The sequence below is a fragment of the Bacillus nitroreducens genome (genome assembly GCF_964021195.1).
Genome location: NZ_CAXHYI020000003.1, coordinates 1439675 through 1459677, shown reverse-complemented (window position 1 = coordinate 1459677; position 20003 = coordinate 1439675). Strand labels below are relative to the sequence as shown.

The following is a 20003-nucleotide window of genomic DNA, read 5'->3' as shown; positions in this document are numbered from 1 at the left end:
GCGTCTTCCACTCAGGATTTGCGTCTTCTACTCGGGATTTGCGTCTTCACCCAGGGATTTGCGTCTTCACCCAGGGATTTGCGTCTTCTACTCGGGATTTGCACCTTCACCTCAGGATTTACGCCTCAGCACCAAGATTTGCTCCCTTCGCTTAATCATGTATGCTCTTCAAACAAAAAAAGCCCGTTGCCCCAGACAAACGGGGTCAACGGACCTTTCCTCGTGGTCCAACTTTATTCACGACGTTCACTCCACCAGAAGCAGAGATGACACTCCCAGTAATAAAATCAGAATTCTCATCACAGAGAAAGGCAATGATTCTAGCGATATCCTCGCCTGTCCCTGGGCGGCCGATTGGTGTTTCTGGGTCTTTTTGTGTGCGAGCATCTGCGATTGCGGCCTCTTTCATATCGCCCACTATATCACCTGGGCATACCATATTTGCCGTAATGCCGTGCTCGGCTTCTTCAAGGGAAATGGATTTCGTAAGTGAAACGAGACCGACTTTCGCTGCGCTGAAGGCAGCGCGATACATCCAACCAGGTGAGCTTTCGGCGTCCTGAAAGCCATAGGTGATGATCCTGCCGAACTGCTGCCTTCGCATTACAGGAATCGTAAGTTTGAGAAAGTGAAACACGGAATTGAGATTGCCATCAATCATCTCATTCCATTCGTGATCCTCGTAATCTACTAATTTTTTGCGTTCAAAAATATACGGCCCAGCATTGTTAATGAGGTAATCAATCCTACCAAAACGATTCATCGCTTGGTTGAAAATGTTGGTGATTTCTTCTTTTTTTGTAATATCTCCTTGGACGAATTGAATCGTTTCTGAGTATGGTTTCCATTCTCTTTTCAACTCTTCTACCCGCGCTTCATCACTTCTGTAATTCACTGTCACTGAGCAGCCCATTTTCAAAAGTTCCTCTGTCACTTTTCTACCCAAGCCTTTTGTTCCCGCAGTTATGACCGCATGTCTCACCCTTATCACCTGCCTTTCTTCATAAATGGAACAGAGTACTTGTCCCCGTAATAGGAGACCCAGGATGGTTCTAGAAATCCGATTGAAACACATGAACCATCTCTTTGCTTACTATCATTGTGGTTGAAATGAAACAGCTATGTTTACTGTCATTGTGACCTAAATGAAACACTAGAACCGTCCCGCTGTTTCATCTGTTTAGTAGTGTGAGAAATTCGAGGCGGGCGTCGGCGCGTTCTTCGAATTTTCCTCTTACGGCTGTTGTGGTGGTTTCGGCGTTTGTTTTTTTGATTCCACGGCCACACATGCACATGTGTTTTGCTTCAATGACGACCATTGTGCCTTGTGGCTCGAGGATTTCTTCGATGGCGTCTGCGATTTGGTTTGTTAGGGTTTCTTGAACCTGGAATCGTTTGGCGTAGCCCTCTACCATTCTTCCAATCTTTGATAGCCCAGTTACCTTTTGATTGGGTATGTATCCGACGTGTGCTACGCCGAAGAATGGTGCGAAATGATGCTCACACATGGAGTGAAATTCGATATTTTTTACGAGGACGAGTTCCTTGTGTGTGACATCGAACACCTTTTTCAGGTGGTCCCTTGGGTCTTCTTGGTATCCTTCTGTATATTCGAGGAATGCTTTTACGACGCGATGCGGTGTCTCGAGAAGTCCGTCTCGTGTTGGGTCATCCCCACATAGTTCGATTAATTCTTTTAACGCATCCGTTACGTGTTGCACTTGTTTGATTTTTTCTGGGCTTTGTTCAAATATACGAGGAAATTTATCAATTATGTTTCTTTCTGTATCAAGTAAAGACATATGACGTACCTCTTTTCTAGTAATGTAAGCGTTTGTGCCTTTTATAGTAATTACTTCTACTTACATAGTGAAAATCCTTCTTACTATATGACTAGATTGCTACAGTTGGTTGTTTTATAGTTAAACATTTCAGGCTACAAACTTTAGGGAGAATTGAATCAGTAGTTATAGTTCAAGTTCCCCCTAAGTGAAACAGGAGAACCGTCCCGCTGTTTCATTTCGACAAATTTCGGGAGATGTTTGAATTTTCTCTACTGCTTTTGTAGTATTTTTTATGATTTGGTATGGTTTTCCACCCGTTTTCATTGAGCATGATATGTATTTTGAGTAAAATCGATGTGTTATTACAAGTGAATATGCATGACAGAGATGGGGGCTATCTTCAATGGTTTCAAATAAATTGAAGTATGAGGAACAAATGAAAGATGCACATTTAAGTCAGCTTGCTTCGGTGGGTCAAATTGCGGCAGGGATTGCTCATGAGGTACGCAACCCGTTGACGGCTGTGAAGGGATTTTTACAACTTCTTCAGCAAGAGGAAAGCCATGCTTATCTCGACATTGCACAAGGCGAACTCGATAATGCATTGACGACCTTGAACAATTTGCTACAGGTGTCCAAGCCTGACTTAGAAGACGAGGATATTCAATCGATTCACCTTGCTGTTGAATTGGAATCTATTTTAAACCTATTTTTGGATAAATTGTATGAGATTCAGGTTGTTACAGACTTCCAGCATGCGGATGCCACCATTGCAGGCAAGAAAAATCAGTTCAAAAAGGCATTTTTTAATTTAATTAAAAATGCGATCGAAGCCATTGATGGGAGAGGTAACATCACGATTACTCATCAGGCTACTGACAAAGAGGTTGTTGTTACCATCAAAGATACGGGCGTTGGCATCCCTAAAGAAAAAATGAATTTAATCGGAACACCCTTTTTCTCAACAAAGGATGCTGGAACGGGAATGGGGATGACTCAAGTATTTTCTGTCGTGTACCAGCATGGCGGGGATATTTCCATTGAGAGTGAGGTAAATGTCGGGACCATCTTTACCATTCGACTTCCGAGACAACACAAAATGATCAATCGAGGTGTACGAAAATTGGATGTAGTATACAAAGATTCCATACGAGAGTTTTTCATTACTAACAAGACAGTTTTTGAAGAGAAACTACTTGAAGAAGCGATTAACGTAAAGGATAAAATTAATGATATCCACACAATCGGGAACATCAATCTTCTTGATAACGCTCATAAACTCGTACTCTATGTGGTTGAAGAGCGTGATCATGAATTAATTGCGTTCGCCAAACAGGAGGGTGTAGCCTGGGCAAAAAATTCCCTCACCCTCGCCTTTAAGCTCGAGTGGGTCCAAGCGATTCGTCGCACACTTTGGGACTTCTTGTACAATTACGATCTGTTAGTAAATAACCCATCCAACCGCGACGATTTCTTTTCACTTGAAAAGAAGATCAATATTCTGTTGGATCATTTCTTAACTCACTTCTTCATTAGCTATTCAAAGTACAAAGACGAGTTGTTAGAATCCCAACGACAGCTTGTTGAGAATCTCTCTGTACCGATTATTCCAATTAATAAAGAAACATTTATCATTCCGCTGATTGGCAGGATTGATCAGATTCGCCTCATGACCATTGAGGATAAAGTCTTGACTAGCATTGAGAATGAGTACATTCGGACGGTTATCTTAGATCTTTCAGGTGTCGCACTCATGGAAGAGGAAATCATTATTCGCTTTATGAAACTGATAGAGGGCGTGAAAATGATGGGGGCAAAAGTTGTCCTTACAGGGATCCGTGCCGAAATCGTGAGAAAGATGATTGCATTAGACCTTAATTTTACAGAAATTGCAGAATCAAAAGGAACATTACAGCTGGCATTGAATGACTATTTGTTGACGAACGAGATGGTGAAGTAAGTAGATGAGGGCTCTGACTTCTTGCGAAAGCCGAGCCCAACATTCCTATATTATAAATGGGACGAGGAAGTAACTCCCCCCTACCGCTAGCTACAATTCTCGATGACCATTGCAATTCCTTGGCCGCCACCGATGCAGAGACTCACAACTGCGTATTTTTTGTTGCGACGTCTTAGTTCGTATGCCGCGGATAATAGAATTCGTGCTCCACTTGCACCGACTGGGTGGCCTAGTGCAACAGCTCCTCCATTAACGTTTGTTATTTCTCGATCAAGTCCGAGTTCTTTTTCAACCGCAAGGTATTGGGCAGCAAACGCTTCGTTCACCTCGACTAAATCCATGTCTGCCAATCCAAGATCTGCCCGTTCGAGTGCCTTTTTAATGGCAGGTACTGGACCAATTCCCATGATGGTAGGGTCAACTCCCGCTACACCCCACGATACTACCTTCGCAAGAGGTTTCAACCTATTTTCACGCACTGCCTTTTCCCCTGCAACCACGACTGAAGCCGCTCCATCATTGATCCCTGACGCATTAGCAGCCGTGACTGTTCCATTTGCATGAAAGGATGGGCGTAGTTTGCTCATTGATTCAAGATTGGCATTCGGTTTGATATGTTCATCTTTTTCTACTAAAATACTACCTTTTCTCGTTTTCACCTCTACCGCCACAATTTCTTCCGCAAAGATTCCGTTCTCCGCTGCTTTTGCTGCCTTTTGATTGGATTCGAGCGCAAATTTATCTTGTTCTTCACGAGAAATTGAATATTGGTCGGCTAGCTTTTCTGCTGTCATGCCCATGCCTTTTCCCGTATATTGATCGGTTAAAGTTGTCAGTAACATGTCTTCAAATGAAAGATTACCAAGCTTTAAACCGCCAAATCGTTGGGTAAAATTCGCGTATGGTGACTGCGACATATTCTCCGTTCCTCCAGCTAGGATGATGTTTGCATCCCCCACTAAAATATGCTGGGCTGCAGAGACCACGGATTGCAAACCAGACCCACAAAGACGGTTCACCATAAATGCTGGGACTTCCTGAGGAATGCCACTATGTAATGCGATATGGCGCGCCAAGTAGGATGCATTTTTTTCGGTATGAATGACGTTGCCGTAAATGACATGGTCAATTTGAGTTGGGTCGACATTCGAACGTTTCATGGCTTCAACAGCTGTTGCACGGCCCAACTCGGTTGCACCTGTTCCTGCAAATGATCCTCCAAAACTCGTGAATGCCGTACGTGCCCCATCAATAATGTAAATCGGTTCCATTGTAAGACCTCCTTTTTTACATCTATTCCCTATTTTAACATGTTCCGAATGATGTGTAATGAATATTCTGACTAATATTGCTATGGAAAGAGGTGTACATCCTTGCACACCTATTGTCGGACTCATTTAGTTGTTTATGTAGGTCTCGTTGTAAGGGGAAAAGTGGGGGCATAAAGAGAATGCGTGTGAAACGCTTTCATCTTTATGGTTATGTATGTATGACGACAGATGAGTTTACCAAGCTGTTACTTTCTACCTAAAGAATAAAACATGTTTCGACAAGTTTCTGTGAATAAAGTCACAACTCCTCAGTTTTTTTAATGTTTTTTACGTCTTGAGTGTCGTACGTGACGTTTCACTAGCGCAAACGTGAAGTACACCTACTTCGTACGTCATGTTTGGCCTTTGGACGCCCTCCCTCTCTCCTTGTAAATTGGTGGTACCGGCGGAATAAAAGAGGAACGCGTTCTTTAAAAGGACCATTAACATGGAATTTGAAGTACTTGCTGAAAGGTACACACCGTTAATTTTTCAGGTGATTAAACGACTTCAACTATATGGAGACAGGGAAACATTTTTCCAAATTGGCTTAATTGGACTTTGGGAGGCATCAAGACGCTTTGACCCAGACAAAGGTGTTGAGTTTTCAACGTTTGCCTATTCGACGATTCGTGGCAAGCTTTTGGATCATTTAAAAAAGGAAGTTCGCTACCAAGAGCACTGCCAGCCTTCAGGCGAGCAGCTGTTTAATAATATCGCCGATGGTGCTGACTATTTTCCAACAGATATTATTGAGTTATATGGAAGGAACCTGACAGAAAATCAGGTGAAGTGGGTGCAGGGGCGAATTATTGAGGATAAAAGTTATAAGGAAATTGCCGAAGAACATGGCGTGACCGTCGAATCCGTGAAGTCCTGGGGAAAACAAGCGATTAAAAAGCTGCGGAAGACTGTTATGGTAGAGGGATGATATTAACGAATCGTTCGCGGTTTTTATTGGAAGAAACTCGTTTACACTTAACGACTAGTGATATGGAAAAATATAGGTGAACAGCAGAACCGTCCCACTGTTTCATGGAAAAAAATAGGCGAACAGCAGAACCGTCCCACTGTTTCTTGATTAAGTTTTCGGCATTGGGTCAAGAATGAATGGTGAGGTGAGAGATGTTGAAGAGGTTGTTGGTTCTCGCAATCGTTGTGGAGCTTGGTGTGTTTTGGTATTTGCATCTGGAAAAGGCGCCCTTTCAGGTGACAGAATTGCCTGAGCGTGAAGTGCATTTGGACACGAAAAAAGATCCTGCTGATCAACCAGTGCAAGCCGTTGAGACGGCGGCAACGGCCGATCCTTTGGATGTTATCAAAGACAAATATACTGTTGAGTTTGAGCAACTTGAGAAGAAAACGAAAAAGAAGGCGAAAAAATTGCTCTCTCGTGCCAAACAGGATTTCGTTGAGGAATCTGCCGACGGCATCGCTGTTTTGCAGGTGATGAGCACTTATTATAATGAGTTTAAAACACTAGAAAAAGAAACGGATGCTGCTTTTGAGGAGATCTATGCTCTGTTCGAATCGGAATTAGAGGAAAGTGGTTATTCAAAGGAAGAGGCCATCCCTTTCCGTGAAGAGTACGAGGAAAAGAAGAAGAAAATGTTGAAAAAGGCACTTGATGTGCAATCGAGTTATGAGTGAGGGATAGTTTTTGCGGATTTACGCCCTAGCTTGGGGGATTGCGCCCTAGTTTGAGAGAATTCTTCCCTATGTAGACAGAATGACGGCCTAAGTCGCCTTCCCCCTTATTTTAGTTACACACTCCAAATACTATCGTTTTTTAGTTTTTCACTTTTTGGAGTATCGGAGGAAATTGTCCCCTAACTAATTATTGTAAGTTCAAGTTGCAGTATTCTCAAATTGTCATATTAAATTCCATCTCGCTAAGTTGAAATACGCATTTATAAGACTTATAATGGGAATATACTAAAAAAGATCAGGTGCGCTAACACCTGATCCACACAGCTACGCCGCAAGTGAGCGGCTGGCCCAAGAACTTGAAGTGATAGCAAAAAGAAGTAACTACCTAGATCCTAGGCGAGGATAGGCGGTTACTTCTTTTTGTTTTCAACGACTAACATGACCACAATTGTTAGGACCCCTAGAAGAACTAGATTCGATTGAAGTGCCATTGACATTGATTCATATGCCGTCATCTAACCACCCCCCTTCTCAAGGAAGTGGCTAACCGCCCACCCGCTTAGGTAACTGTATCCCTATTTTAACATTTCAGTTAATAGATTACCAGCAAAATAAGAACATTCGTTCGTGTTTAATTTTCTATATTTTTGTACAATAATATCCCCCGCTTGTGGTAGAATGAGAAAAAACAAAAAAGGAGCGACCTACATTGAACTTATTAGAAAAGTTGATTTCGGATTATGATCTTTCGTTGGACAAGAATGGCGTCAGTGGTGAGCGTCTCGCCTCTCGTCTTGCAGCACTTTCGGAAATTGGGCGAACGGCTGATAACGGCTCACATCGTATCGGGTTTTCCAAAGAAGAAAAAGCTGCAAAAGACTTGGTGAAAAAGTGGATGACAGAAGCTGGTCTGACCGTAACCCAAGACGGTGCAGGAAATGTATTTGGTCGTAAGGAAGGTAAAAATCCAAATCTACCAGCACTTCTATCTGGTTCCCATGTCGATAGTGTTCCGAATGGCGGGCATTTTGACGGACCACTCGGTGTACTTGCAGCCCTTGAGGTAGCTGAAGCATGGAAACAAACAGGCTATGTGCCAGAACGCCCATTTGAGGTTGTTATTTTTTCAGATGAAGAGGGAGCTCGTTTTAATGGTGGCTTTAGTGGCAGTCAATCGATGATTGGTGAAGCAACCAGGGAAGAATATCTTCCGAAAAAGGACATCAATGGTGATTCTTTCACAAAGGTGATAGAAGATATTGGGCTTTCTGTCGATGAATTTTTCGCATCAAAAAGGGATTTATCAAAGCTTGAGGCATTTGTGGAAATCCATATTGAACAAGGAAAACGATTGGAGAAAGCAGGCGTCCCCGTCGGAATTGTGACTGGAATCGCTGGACCTTGTTGGTTGAAATTGACGTTTACAGGTCGTGCGGGACATGCGGGCAACACGCCAATGAACGACCGCCAGGATGCATTAGTTGCAGCTGGACAGTTCATCCATGAGGTTGCATCCCTTCCAGCACAAGTAAGTTCGTCAGCAGTTGCAACGGTTGGAAAAATCGAAGTTCTTCCAAACGGAGTGAATGTCATTCCTGGCGAAGTTCAGCTCTCCGTTGACATTCGTGATATTAAAAAGGAAACAAGAGATCAACTCGTTGACATGGTGATCGAGAAGGCTAAATCTGTATCCGCGGCCCACGGAATTGAACTTCATTATGAAGAGACAATCCGTGAAGCACCTGTTCCAATCAGTGAAGACATGCAGAAAAAGATTGAAAAGTCAGTTGTCGCTCAAGGTATTGAACCTGTGTACCTACCAAGTGGTGCTGGCCACGACTCGATGATCGTCGGTCATGTCTTACCCGTTGCAATGATCTTCGTCCAAAGCAAAGATGGAATCAGCCATAACCCAGCCGAATGGACATCTTTAAGCGACTGCGTGCAGTCTGTTCATGTGTTGAAAGATTTTGTAGAGAACTACTAAGAATTAAGGTTACTTGAAATGGGGCAGATTTACTGTCCCATTTTTTATTTGGAAGTAGATTTGAGTTTTTATGTGTCTCTACTATTATTTTGTCTGCGAGCGTTTGGCTCGGAGACATTTTTTTCGTGGTGTTGAGTATACTTCGATTTGTCTGTGATAACTTGATTCCAGGTCTTTTCTTTTCCATTTGATGCTTGATTTGTCGGCTATATACTCGCTCGGAGACACTTTTTATGTTGTACAATCGCAATTTGTCCTTGAGTGCTTGCTGGCATCCTCTATTCCCTACCTGATTCTTAAAACGATACCTTTATCATCTAAAGAATAATCGGATAATTTTGGTATTTGTAGAACTTTGTCGAATCACTTGTTAAAATGTCGAGGTTTAGTTAAAATATAAAAAACTGTAGTGCATTAGAACTAGTAACTAAATTGAAAAAGGCAAACTTATCGAAAGGTAAGGACGCAAAGCTAAGGGCCTAAGGGAAAATGCTATGGTCGCCTGGTTGCCAGAAGAAAGTATTCAAATTGATGAATCTGAATTTTCTTCAGGTTCTTTTTTATTGCCAAAAATTGGAGGTGCATACGCGTTCGAAGGGAAATATCTCAATATTTTAACGCTTTATCGAAAAATACTATGAGTCATTTTTCCTTCTACATAGCACTTTATTCACAACCACAAAACTAACGCTAATTAGTGCCGTTTTGAAAATACCTATCTTAATCTACATCCAAAGCAGCCATAACGCAGAAAAAATATATAGGGGGGTGTCATTTTTAAATGTTAATGGCTAATGAACTTTATCATGTGTTTCAGCCCATTTTAAATATAAATAAGCTTAAACCAATCGGTTTTGAGGCATTGATTCGGTCAAAGGTACTGCCAAATCCTGTATCTATTTTTAGAATGGCGAAAGAATCTGGACAACTCTATGAATTCGACTGTTTGTCTATTCGAAACGCAGTTAACACATATTGTTCCAACGGTTACACATCAAAAGAGGGAAAACTTTTTTTAAATATTTTACCTTCAACTATCTTAAATAAATCCTTCCTACCTCTCATTGTGAATCTAGTAAAAGACCACGATGTAAGAGAGCAAGAAATTGTACTAGAGATATCAGAATCCGAAAAAATACAAGATTTTACTATCTTTATGAAAAGAATAACGTTCCTGAAAAAATTAGGTTTCCAAATTGCACTTGATGATGCTGGTAGTGGATATTCTGATATAAAAAGTTTTATTGAATTAGAACCACATTACTTAAAATTGGATCGTTATTTTGCAAAAGACCTTTCAGTTTGTCAAAAGAAAGTGGAGCTAATTAGGTCTGCCAAGAAATTATGCGATGCATTTAATTGCACCGTCATTATTGAAGGTATAGAAACGGAAGAGGATTTAAAACTAGTTCGTACAATTGGAATTAATTATGTACAAGGTTACTTATTAGGTAAACCGTCTCCTTTAAAGTCCTTAGTCCTCGCTTAATCTACACTTAAGTGGCATTACATATAAAAGCATGTAGGCTTTTTTGTGAAAATAATGTAGCACATAAAATATTAACTTTACGAAATTGGAGTGTAACAATGAAACGATTAAATTTAAAAAGTATAAAAATGAAAATATTATTTGGTTTTTCCTTAGTTATTTTACTTATGGTTCTATTTACAGCTTATATTTACATAAGTATCTCTAAAAGTAATGAGCAGGCGAGAATAATTGCACAGGAAGAGCTTCCTATTCTGATTGCGAATGAACAAATGGCTCGTACGATGGCGAACCGAATTTCAACAGCACGTGGTTATGTCTTATATGGTGGAGATTATAAAGACCGTTTTAATGCCTATACAGAAGAAGGAAAACGACATGAAGCGACTGTAAGGGAGATTGGTGCTTCCGAGGAATTCGATAGTCTTATTAAAAGAACTGTGGCTTGGCGTCAATATGTGGCAGCAGAAGTATTTGATGTGTATGACAGTGGTAATGCAGAGTTGGCCCGTGAAAATTTAGCAAAAAGCGATGCTGAAGTTCGCGAAATTATGGCTGGATATGAAGATTTGGCGCTAAAAAGTCAAGAAACCATTATTCAGACAGAAAAAGAGGTTGTAGAAACTGGAGAAAGAACCCTTTTCACGGCAGCAGTCGTATCCGCTTTGGTTGTATTAGTTAGTATAGCCGCAGCGTTGATTACCTCTACGCTTATTTCAAGACCAATCATCAAAGTAATGGATCAAATGAAATTAGTAGCAAAGGGAGATCTAAGCCAAGAACCCCTACATACGAACCTGAAAGATGAAGTGGGACAATTGATTCACGCTACGAATGAGGGTATGGACAATACTAGAAATCTATTACGAAAAATAAATGGTGTGTCAGAAACCGTCACAAGCCAAAGTGAAGAATTAGCACAATCCGCTAGTGAAGTAAAAGCAGGCTCAGAACAGATTGCAGTTACGATGCAAGAAATGGCTAGGGGTGCAGAAACTCTTGCCGATAGCTCTTCTACCCTCGCATCTACCATGGAAAACTTTACTTCGAAGATGCAAGAAGCAAACTCAAAAGGTGAGCAAATCTATGATACTTCGAATAATGTACAAAAAATGTCTGAAGAGGGCAGCCAATTAATGGAGTTATCTGTTCAACAAATGGCAACTATTGACAAAATTGTGCAAGAATCTGTAGAAAAAGTAAAAGGATTAGATAGTCAATCACAAGACATATCCAAGCTAGTATCTGTGATAAATGATATTGCAGACCAGACCAACTTACTTGCCTTAAATGCAGCAATTGAAGCAGCTAGAGCAGGTGAACACGGCCGTGGTTTTGCAGTAGTGGCGGATGAAGTAAGAAAACTGGCTGAACAAGTATCTGTTTCTGTGTCAGACATTACAGAAATTGTCGCGAGTATTCAACGAGAATCAACGAATGTTGTTCAGTCTCTTCAATTAGGTTATGAAGAAGTGGCAAAGGGAGCTACTCAGGTTAAGACGACTGGAGATACCTTTGCTGAAATCGATAGAGCGATCGGCGAAATGGTATCAAATATCCAAATAATCACCTCGAACTTAGCGACAATGTCAAATGATAGCCAAGAGATCAGTGCAACCATTCAAGAAATTGCTTCTATCTCCGAAGAATCAGCTGCTGGTGTGGAACAAACATCCGCATCAACACAACAGACAAGCTCGATCATGGAAGAAATCGCAAAGAGTTCAAAAGATTTATCTATCGTTTCTGAAGAATTAAATGAACTAGTTGGTAGTTTTAAATTGTAAGATTAGTTGAAGCTAGGCTTATTATTTGTTTTATTGATATACTAGTATACCTTTTAGTTGAGAACATCCAGATACTTAAAATTGTGTCTGGATGTTTCTTTTTATTATCTCTAAAGATTATGATGTAGAAGTTTTCTACCACTCTACTAACTTCTCACCAATATCATATTTATCTGCTCTCATAGACTTCTCTTACATGCGTCCACTATATTTGGTCTAGGAGAGCTAACTCAGAAACATTTTCTTTCATGCAAACGCATGATTTGTCCGCGGTAGACTGGATCGGTCACTCTTTTATTCTTTAACAACATCATTTTGTCCATGAGGGTCACACTCAGTACCATTTCCAAGACAGATCCACTCTCAAACGTCCTTGAGACGAATTTTGAAGGTTCCATTCTTTTTGAAATAGTCAAAAAACGAACAAAGAAACCAAAAAATCATCCTATCATACGTAATTTCATCATTTTTTCCATCACTCACCATTTACAAATCGAGTCATACGTCATATAATACCAACATACCATTTGAATATCGGCATTCACTCATATAATCACGGGGATATGGCCCGTAAGTTTCTACCAGCGTACCGTAAATATGCTGACTATGGGTGAGCAATGGGAATGCATTTATGCTTATTCCACTTTCCTTCGTGAAAGCCTGAAGGTCATTGTCTCACTCGTATTTGAGAGGAGTGCAATGATGTTCAGGCTTTTTTATTTTTAGATGATGTTCATTTAGTCTAGTGAAAATGACAGTACTTGTTTTATCGACTTGGTCCCTTTTCATCCCCTATTTTGAACACAAATTTTAAGGAGGAAACTCTCGTGGAACTATTGCAACAGAAAATTATCAACGAAGGTACAGTCTTATCCGATCATGTCCTTAAGGTTGATGCTTTTTTAAATCATCAAATCGATCCTCAGTTAATGGTGGAAATCGGTAAAGAATTTGCCCGCCGTTTTAAAGATAGCAACATTACAAAGGTATTAACCATTGAATCCTCGGGGATTGCACCTGGTATGATGGCTGCCCTTGAGCTTGGTGTGCCTGTTATTTTTGCACGAAAAAGAAAATCTCTTACTCTAGTAGACGACCTACTTACTGCATCTGTTCACTCTTTTACAAAAAATGAAACCAATGAAATTTCAGTTTCCAAAAAGTTTCTCGAACCAACCGATCATGTCCTTATCATCGACGACTTTTTAGCAAACGGTCAGGCTGCACTTGGTCTTGCTGACATCGTTGAGACAGCTGGCGCTCAAACAGCTGGAATCGGAATTGTAATCGAAAAATCCTTCCAAGATGGTTGGAAACTTCTTCGTGACAAAGGATTCAAAGTAGAATCTCTCGCACGTATCCAATCATTACAAGGTGGAAAAGTGACATTTTTAGAAGAAGTGGAGGCTGGTCGATGATGAAAGGAAATTTATTTAAAACAGCATCACTTGGTATTCAGCATGTGCTTGCGATGTATGCGGGGGCTGTTATCGTACCGCTTATTGTTGGTGGAGCAATCGGGTTAACTGGTGAACAGCTTACTTATCTTGTTGCGATTGACCTTTTAATGTGTGGTGTCGCAACGCTGTTACAAGTGTGGAAAAATAAATTCTTTGGCATCGGGTTACCTGTTATGCTCGGCTGTACATTTACTGCAGTCGGACCAATGATTGCGATCGGTGGAGAGTTCGGGGTCTCTGCGATTTACGGTTCCATTTTAGCAGGAGGAATTTTCCTTGTCATCATCTCGACCGTTTTTGGAAAGTTGATCAAATACTTCCCACCAGTCGTGACTGGATCAGTGGTTACGATTATTGGGATCACCCTCATTCCTGTTGCCATGAATGACATGGCTGGTGGTCAAGGAAGCGCGGATTTTGGTTCACTTCAAAACCTTGCACTGTCATTTGGTACACTTCTTTTCATTCTGGTTTTATATCGTTTTGCTAAAGGTTTTATGCGTCAAATCGCGATTTTGCTCGGGTTACTCGTTGGAACAGCTGTTGCCTATTTTGTAGGAAGAGTTGATTTTTCAGCGGTTACGGAAGCGTCATGGTTTCACATGCCAGCACCATTCTATTTCGGAATGCCAACATTTGAGCCTTCCGCTATCATCACCATGATTCTCGTCTTAATCGTAGGACTTGTTGAAGCATCAGGTGTATATTTTGCTCTTGGTGATATTACAGGTAGAAAGTTATCGGAAAAAGAATTAGCGCATGGCTATCGCGCAGAAGGTGTCGCGACGATTTTAGGGGCGATTTTCAATGCCTTTCCTTATACAACTTACTCCCAAAACGTTGGTTTAGTTCAACTTTCAGGTGTAAAAAAGAACAGTGTTATATATGCAGCTGGGGCATTTTTAATCCTTCTTGGTTTCATTCCAAAAATCAGCGCGTTCACAACTGTTATTCCAACACCAGTTCTCGGTGGCGCTATGCTTGCGATGTTCGGAATGGTAATCTCTGCGGGAATTAAAATGCTAAGCAAAGTGGATTTCTCTTCTCAAGAGAATTTATTAATCATTGCCTGTTCGGTCGGAATGGGTCTTGGTATCACAACAGTTCCTAGTCTGTTCCAAAACCTACCTGAAGGCATTCAAATCTTATCAAGCAATGGAATTGTGATCGGAAGCTTGACTGCTATTGTCATGAACGTTATCTTCATGAAAACAACAAAAGAAAAAGCCGCGCCAGTACTAGAAGGGCAAAAGGCTTCATAATCGTAAATACCTATTCCTAAAAGGGGTCCAACTGGACCCCCAGAGTGTAGAGAAAGGGGTATTTTTTCTCTACACTTTTTGTTTTCGGTGGTTTTTGTAGTTGTAAGTTGACATTATTCTTTATCAAAAATCTTGAAAATATCACTCCCAACCATCTAGCCTTGCTTGGCTAGGTGGTTGGCAATCTTTTTCATGTTCTGGCAGGCTGCTGTAAGTAATACCTGCTCACTAGCATTTTTAATTCCCCGTAACCTACAGTAGCGAAGCCCATGCAGCTCTTTTGAGTCTGCGAAGCTTCGCTCTACGGTTTCTTTTCTAAACTTATAAAGAATTTTCCCTTCTGGAGAGAGGCGATTTAGCCTCACCTTATCTTTATGATCTTCCCAAACATGACGAGTAACAACTTTTTGCTTATTCTGGGATCTAGTGCATTGTTCAAGAAGAGGGCAGGTTGAACATTTCTTGGGATCTGACTTGTACTCTCGGTAACCTTCTCTTGTAGTTGAACGATATGTTAGTTCCTCGCTATTTGGACAAACATAAATGTCATTTTCTTTATTATATTTAAACTTCCATTTTGGAAAGAGTCCTTTTGTTGGTTGATACCTTCTATGGGCAATAACTCCAAAGATCTTACGATCTGATAATCCTTTGCAAATCGGATTAGTTAAGTATCCAGAGTCAAGAGCAACAGCTTCCACATTAAAGTTAAATCGTAAGATTTGACGATCTAAACGGCTAAGATATGGTATTGAATCATGGACATTACCTGGAGTTACGAATGCATCAGTTATAATGTTAAACTTCAAATCTGTTGTCCGATGGTCTAAATAACAGAACATCTCTTGCTTATTGTCTCGCGACATAAACCCACTTTCTGGATCTGTGGTACTTACTCTAATCTCTTTTGTTTCTTTCACCTCCTCCTTTTCCTTTAAAGGCTTTTTTCCATGTTCAGCACGATCTTCTTCAATTGCCTTATTTAACTCATTTAAATATTCACGAGTTTCTACTTCAACTTCTTCCCTTGTAAATTTATGTTTATTCGCATTAGCTTTGAGATGAGTGGAGTCCGTAAATAAGACTCTTCCGCCAACCATTTTGTGATTCATTGCAAGAAGAACAATTTCATCAAAGATTTCTTGGAAGATGTCTGTATCTTTAAAACGCTTATGGCGATTCCAGCTTATTGTGGAATGATGTGGTACAGGATCTTTAAATCTGAGACCTAAAAACCAACGATATGCGACATTAAGTTTTATCTCTTGTTCAAGTTGTCTTTCGGAACGGATACCATAAAAATATCCAATAAACATCATTTTAAAAAGAACAAGAGGGTCGATCGAAGGTCGACCATTATCTTCAGAGTAGTAAGGTTTTACTCTCTCAATTATAAAAGAAAAATCTATGTATTTATCTATTTTTCGTAACAGATGGTTATCTGGAACAAGCTCGTCAATTGATACAAATTCAATTTCATTTTGTGTATTTTCCCTAGTATTTAACACAATATCACCAACCCTAATTTATTAACTATATTATAACATATTAATGCGGTGAATTAGTAAAGTGTATCAAAAGAATAAAGGCTGTCGAGACTTTCTCGACAGCCTGGGGGTCCAACTGGACCCCTTTTTTATTTTAGTGTGCTATGAGCCCTTCTTAGGCTCGGTTCTCCTAAGCCCCTTCAGAAATGATACGTTAGTAACCAGGCTGTTCATTTATCTGTCGTAAATTCATGTGGATAAAGACTCTTATGCTTCTTTAAAAAGTAATTTATGTATAACTATCTAATAAAAATTCGTTATCAACCTACTATTAAGTACTCTAGTATCATTTTTATCTAACAAGTCAAATGTACCTATTAAATGAAGGAATAAATACTCAGGAAGAAATTCACCTAAAATATAGAACATGTAGAAAAATGTGGGAAAATTGTATATAATAGAATAAATTTCAATATCCTGGACCACACTCGTTCAAGGCTTTTCAAGGTCATTCAAAAAATATCTCTCCCAATTTGTCGAAATAAGTAGTCATTACAACAAGTTTATAAAGTGGGGAAGATTCCCTATGACTATAATATGAAAAGGAAGCCTATTTACTATACAAAAATGATATTATTTAGTACCTGTCTCAATCTTTAAAATTACTTTTTCTACTATTAACATTACACAACTCTTCGCTATAGAGACGAAGAAATTATATATTGGCTAATCTATTACACTTTATCATCCAGCTACCGTTTACTCATAAGTAGATAGGTTTACTGAACGTATTCCATTCGTAAAAGAGGGAGTTTCGTGATTAAGGAGTGATTGGATAATCGACTTCTGTAAATTGTGTAAATACATATCAAAAGAATATTTTAACTTAAGAATGTTCGTTATTAAACTAAAAAACGTGAAAGGGTTCTTTAGAAGGCGGCGCCTCCTGTTGGCAAAGATTATCTTAACATCATTGTAGGAGGGAGTTTTAGGTGTGAGTTACCTCTTATATCTTATCGGGGGGAGTTTAGAAACGTTACTTGTATTTTCTAATAGTCTTTTGTTACTAGATTATAAGTTTCGAATAAGAGATTTCTGGACGCTACTTTTATTAAGCATGATTATTTCAATTTTTATCCTTCTATTTAAAGGTATATTACCTTCAGCAATTTATACTCTAGCCTTATTGATAGTAGTTTCGATATGTATATACAAAGTTTTCCTTATACCGCTGAAGTATGCAAGTTTATCTGTTGTTGTTTCAAGCATTATCTTGTTCTTATCTACAATATTAAATTACAAAATAATCATTGAAATTTTCTCTGTTGAAATTAGCGAGGATGCCTTACTTATTAGTTTTATTTGTATGTTCGCTAATTTTGTATCGATCGCTCTTTTATTTATCGTTTTGAAAAAATTAAATTTCAAAATAGGTAGTTTTTGGAGAGACTATGATTCTAAAGATAGAAAGAGAGTTTATACATTATTAGCTATTTTTACCTTGGTCTTATATTTATTAAGTATTATAACTGTTTATAATTACAGGTATATCATTTCTTCGATAAGCATCCTAAATATATATTTTACAGTTATTTTCGGGGTTATTTTGACAAGTATTATATGCTTAGCCGTTTACTATGAGAGACAAAATACGTTAAGGGAGCTTGAGATTCAGAACTATAAAAATGGAGATGAATATATGAGACTACTCAAGTCTCAACGGCATGATATGATTTTTCATTTATCTTCCATTCAATCCATGCTTTCCTTAAAACAATATGATGCATTAAACAAGTACTTATCAAAAATAACAAACCATGTAACGAGTATAAACTCTACATTATTTATGCATTCTCCTGCTGTTTCTGCTCTTTTATATAGCTTTCAGCAGAAAGCACGTAATGAGGATGTTTCATTTGATTTAACGATCAAAGACGATTTAAAAGAATTACCCATTAGTGAATATGATTTTAATATTATTATTGGGAATTTACTACAGAATGCGTTTGAACATGTGAAAAATCTTGATAGAAAGATGAGAAATATTTCTATGACTGCAGAATCAGATGTCAATCATTTTTTTATTTCTATCTCTAATACTGGTATCATCGATCATTTAGTTCTTAACAAAATGTTTGATGTTGGTTTTACGACTAAAAAAGAAGAAAATACTCGTAGGGGGTACGGGTTATTTTCTGTTAAGAAGGTTGTGGAACAGAATAATGGCATTATTTATCCCGAGATCATGGATCATACCATTACTTTCAATGTCGTTTTTGATAGGGCTATATGATGAGTAGAATACGAGTGTATACCCCCAATCAATTAAGCATTAATTTAGCAAACCTTGTCGTTACAAATAATCCTGAATTCACTCATATGAGAGATGAAATTAGGTATGGTTTAGAATGGTTGATTTCAGCCCTGATACAAATACTGCTTGTTGGTATCCTTTCAATACTTTTCAATGTATTTACTGAAGCTTTTTTAACTCTATTTGCAGGTTCAATCCTAAGAATCTTTATTGGAGGAGCTCATTTTTCGAGTTATTTCAAATGCACATTGATTGGATCCTTTCTAATCGTTTTTATCTCAAAAATATCTAATTTATATTCTGAGTATTTATTCCATGATCAAATTTACTTACTATCTATTCTGTTAATGGTAGTTATTATACTTAGGCGAGCACCTGTTTTACATAAAACAAAAGATCAGTTCTCGTTAGGAAAAAAAAGAAGATATAAATCATATGGAATTTTATGGTTTATTACTCTTGTGTGTCTAAATACTTTTGTTATTGAAGAGACGTCCTATAGGACATGTATTTGGATAGGTGTCATGTTTCAGATATTTTCCATCACACCTATAGGTGGAAAATTAATAAATAAAATAGATAAATGGATTTAACATTTGAAAGGAGTATAGAAATGTACAAGAAATTATTGAAATTGATTGGTTTGGTGGGATTATTCGTTAGTAAAGGATCTACTCTGGCTAGCTTTTGGTTTATTTACGAGCCTGATTTACCAAAAAAAGGTGTGGAGGAAGTAAAGGGTTCTTAAAATGAGAAAAGTGTTTAACATAGTAGCCGTCGATGACGATATCCACTTTTTACTTTATTTAAAAGAATCTTTAAAGTATATACATAGTGTAGAAGTGATTAAAACAATGCAGCATGGAAACTCTTTAATAGAATTTCTTATGAATCATCATGTTGATATTGTTTTATTAGATATTGATTTACCTGGGATGAATGGATTAGAACTAGCTAAAAGCATAAATTTACATTTCCCTGAAATAAAAATAATATTTCTTACAGGTGAAGCAGGATTTGCTGTTGAAGCTTTTAGTTATTATCCAGTTGATTATATTTTGAAGCCTATCAGTCAATCTAGGCTTCAAAATTCGATTATAAAAATCATCAATAAGAAACAGGAAAAGGGATTAGACAGAGGACGTTCTATTGACATACGTAATGTTCGACTAGGCGTTACTACCAAAAAAGGATTTAGTTTAGTCTATGTTTCTGATATCTGTTATATTGAGTCTACCAATCGGAAGGTGATGATTGTACTTAAAAATAACTCGCATCTAGAAACAAATGATAGCCTTAAGTCCCTTGAAGTGAAGTTGAGAAAATATAATTTTTATAGAACCCATCAGTCCTTTTTGGTTCCGTTACATTTAATAAAGACGATCCAACCAGATGATTATATGAGCTCTTATAATATAGAACTCTATGAAACGTCTCAAACAATCAAATTAAGTAAGCATAAATACAAAGAACTTGTAAACTTGTTATCAAAAGAAAATATACTTCTATAATT

At 38.6% G+C, this 20003-nt stretch carries 16 protein-coding genes, 1 pseudogene and 2 riboswitches; of the genes and pseudogenes, 13 read left to right on the top strand and 4 right to left on the bottom strand.

Annotation, left to right across the window (positions count from 1 at the left end):
* Nucleotides 1-205: 205 nt before the first annotated feature.
* Together ACWPVE_RS10895 and folE are read right to left on the bottom strand one after the other, a co-directional pair.
* Nucleotides 206-982, bottom strand: coding sequence for an SDR family oxidoreductase (locus ACWPVE_RS10895; protein WP_453993241.1), 777 nt, complete (start codon nt 980-982; stop codon nt 206-208).
* A gap of 190 nt (nt 983-1172) precedes the next feature.
* Nucleotides 1173-1802 carry a GTP cyclohydrolase I FolE gene (gene folE / locus ACWPVE_RS10890; protein WP_453993239.1) on the bottom strand — a complete coding sequence of 210 codons (630 nt, stop codon included), beginning with the start codon at nt 1800-1802 and terminating at the stop codon, nt 1173-1175.
* A gap of 385 nt (nt 1803-2187) precedes the next feature.
* On the opposite strand from folE, the gene ACWPVE_RS10885 reads away from it, so the two are divergent.
* Nucleotides 2188-3744 (top strand): ATP-binding protein, encoded by a 1557-nt coding sequence (locus ACWPVE_RS10885; protein WP_453993238.1) that lies wholly within the window; start codon nt 2188-2190, stop codon nt 3742-3744.
* Between the two features lie 86 nt (nt 3745-3830).
* On the opposite strand, the gene ACWPVE_RS10880 is transcribed toward ACWPVE_RS10885, so the two are convergent.
* Entirely contained in the window at nt 3831-5015 is a 1185-nt protein-coding gene (locus tag ACWPVE_RS10880) for an acetyl-CoA C-acetyltransferase (protein ID WP_453993236.1), read from the bottom strand.
* A gap of 487 nt (nt 5016-5502) precedes the next feature.
* On the opposite strand from ACWPVE_RS10880, the gene ACWPVE_RS10875 reads away from it, so the two are divergent.
* From ACWPVE_RS10875 to ACWPVE_RS10840, 8 genes and pseudogenes are all read left to right on the top strand, one after another.
* Entirely contained in the window at nt 5503-5985 is a 483-nt protein-coding gene (locus ACWPVE_RS10875) for a sigma-70 family RNA polymerase sigma factor (protein WP_453993234.1), read from the top strand.
* A gap of 194 nt (nt 5986-6179) precedes the next feature.
* Complete coding sequence (locus ACWPVE_RS10870; RefSeq protein WP_453993232.1) at nt 6180-6704, top strand: hypothetical protein; 525 nt, start codon at nt 6180-6182, stop codon at nt 6702-6704.
* 709 nt (nt 6705-7413) lie between these two features.
* Nucleotides 7414-8691: a M20 family metallo-hydrolase gene (locus tag ACWPVE_RS10865; RefSeq protein WP_453993230.1), complete on the top strand. Its 1278-nt coding sequence runs from the start codon at nt 7414-7416 to the stop codon at nt 8689-8691.
* 430 nt (nt 8692-9121) lie between these two features.
* Nucleotides 9122-9205, top strand: a riboswitch (cyclic di-GMP riboswitch).
* A 267-nt stretch (nt 9206-9472) separates the two neighbouring features.
* The gene (locus tag ACWPVE_RS10860; RefSeq protein ID WP_453993228.1) at nt 9473-10180 is read left to right on the top strand and encodes an EAL domain-containing protein; all 708 of its coding nucleotides are present in this window, start codon (nt 9473-9475) and stop codon (nt 10178-10180) included.
* Between the two features lie 98 nt (nt 10181-10278).
* A pseudogene (locus ACWPVE_RS10855) lies at nt 10279-10998 on the top strand (methyl-accepting chemotaxis protein); the annotation flags it as partial.
* Between the two features lie 24 nt (nt 10999-11022).
* On the top strand, nt 11023-11967 hold the full coding sequence (locus ACWPVE_RS10850) for a methyl-accepting chemotaxis protein (RefSeq protein ID WP_453997468.1): 945 nt from the start codon (nt 11023-11025) through the stop codon (nt 11965-11967).
* A gap of 525 nt (nt 11968-12492) precedes the next feature.
* Nucleotides 12493-12594: riboswitch (purine riboswitch) on the top strand.
* A gap of 200 nt (nt 12595-12794) precedes the next feature.
* Nucleotides 12795-13385, top strand: a complete 591-nt coding sequence (locus ACWPVE_RS10845) for a xanthine phosphoribosyltransferase (RefSeq protein WP_453993227.1) — start codon at nt 12795-12797, stop codon at nt 13383-13385.
* On the top strand, nt 13385-14689 hold the full coding sequence (locus ACWPVE_RS10840; RefSeq protein ID WP_453997466.1) for a nucleobase:cation symporter-2 family protein: 1305 nt from the start codon (nt 13385-13387) through the stop codon (nt 14687-14689). Before ACWPVE_RS10845 ends, ACWPVE_RS10840 begins: the two co-directional genes overlap by 1 nt.
* A gap of 155 nt (nt 14690-14844) precedes the next feature.
* Here the strand turns inward: ACWPVE_RS10840 and ACWPVE_RS10835 are convergent, their stop codons facing one another.
* Complete coding sequence (locus tag ACWPVE_RS10835; protein ID WP_453990053.1) at nt 14845-16197, bottom strand: IS1182 family transposase; 1353 nt, start codon at nt 16195-16197, stop codon at nt 14845-14847.
* Between the two features lie 1678 nt (nt 16198-17875).
* Between ACWPVE_RS10835 and ACWPVE_RS10830 the strand changes: the two genes are divergently transcribed.
* The 4 genes from ACWPVE_RS10830 to ACWPVE_RS10815 are packed head-to-tail and all read left to right on the top strand — an operon-like array spanning nt 17876 to nt 20001.
* On the top strand, nt 17876-18469 hold the full coding sequence (locus ACWPVE_RS10830; protein WP_453993224.1) for a sensor histidine kinase: 594 nt from the start codon (nt 17876-17878) through the stop codon (nt 18467-18469).
* The gene (locus ACWPVE_RS10825; RefSeq protein ID WP_453993222.1) at nt 18469-19083 is read left to right on the top strand and encodes an accessory gene regulator ArgB-like protein; all 615 of its coding nucleotides are present in this window, start codon (nt 18469-18471) and stop codon (nt 19081-19083) included. The genes ACWPVE_RS10830 and ACWPVE_RS10825 overlap by 1 nt, the downstream gene beginning before the upstream one ends.
* 20 nt (nt 19084-19103) lie before the next feature.
* Nucleotides 19104-19238 (top strand): cyclic lactone autoinducer peptide, encoded by a 135-nt coding sequence (locus tag ACWPVE_RS10820; protein WP_453993220.1) that lies wholly within the window; start codon nt 19104-19106, stop codon nt 19236-19238.
* Nucleotide 19239: 1 nt separating this feature from the next.
* Nucleotides 19240-20001, top strand: coding sequence for a LytR/AlgR family response regulator transcription factor (locus tag ACWPVE_RS10815; RefSeq protein ID WP_453993219.1), 762 nt, complete (start codon nt 19240-19242; stop codon nt 19999-20001).
* The last annotated feature ends 2 nt before the right edge of the window (nt 20002-20003 follow it).

Bases quoted from the DNA above. Each gene is read 5' to 3' on its own strand.
- folE (WP_453993239.1), bottom strand. From the start codon at position 1,802: ATGTCTTTACTTGATACAGAAAGAAACATAATTGATAAATTTCCTCGT.
- ACWPVE_RS10885 (WP_453993238.1), top strand. From the start codon at position 2,188: ATGGTTTCAAATAAATTGAAGTATGAGGAACAAATGAAAGATGCACAT.
- ACWPVE_RS10880 (WP_453993236.1), bottom strand. From the start codon at position 5,015: ATGGAACCGATTTACATTATTGATGGGGCACGTACGGCATTCACGAGT.
- ACWPVE_RS10875 (WP_453993234.1), top strand. From the start codon at position 5,503: ATGGAATTTGAAGTACTTGCTGAAAGGTACACACCGTTAATTTTTCAG.
- ACWPVE_RS10870 (WP_453993232.1), top strand. From the start codon at position 6,180: ATGTTGAAGAGGTTGTTGGTTCTCGCAATCGTTGTGGAGCTTGGTGTG.
- ACWPVE_RS10860 (WP_453993228.1), top strand. From the start codon at position 9,473: ATGTTAATGGCTAATGAACTTTATCATGTGTTTCAGCCCATTTTAAAT.
- ACWPVE_RS10850 (WP_453997468.1), top strand. From the start codon at position 11,023: ATGGACAATACTAGAAATCTATTACGAAAAATAAATGGTGTGTCAGAA.
- ACWPVE_RS10840 (WP_453997466.1), top strand. From the start codon at position 13,385: ATGAAAGGAAATTTATTTAAAACAGCATCACTTGGTATTCAGCATGTG.
- ACWPVE_RS10830 (WP_453993224.1), top strand. From the start codon at position 17,876: ATGAGACTACTCAAGTCTCAACGGCATGATATGATTTTTCATTTATCT.
- ACWPVE_RS10825 (WP_453993222.1), top strand. From the start codon at position 18,469: ATGAGTAGAATACGAGTGTATACCCCCAATCAATTAAGCATTAATTTA.
- ACWPVE_RS10820 (WP_453993220.1), top strand. From the start codon at position 19,104: ATGTACAAGAAATTATTGAAATTGATTGGTTTGGTGGGATTATTCGTT.
- ACWPVE_RS10815 (WP_453993219.1), top strand. From the start codon at position 19,240: ATGAGAAAAGTGTTTAACATAGTAGCCGTCGATGACGATATCCACTTT.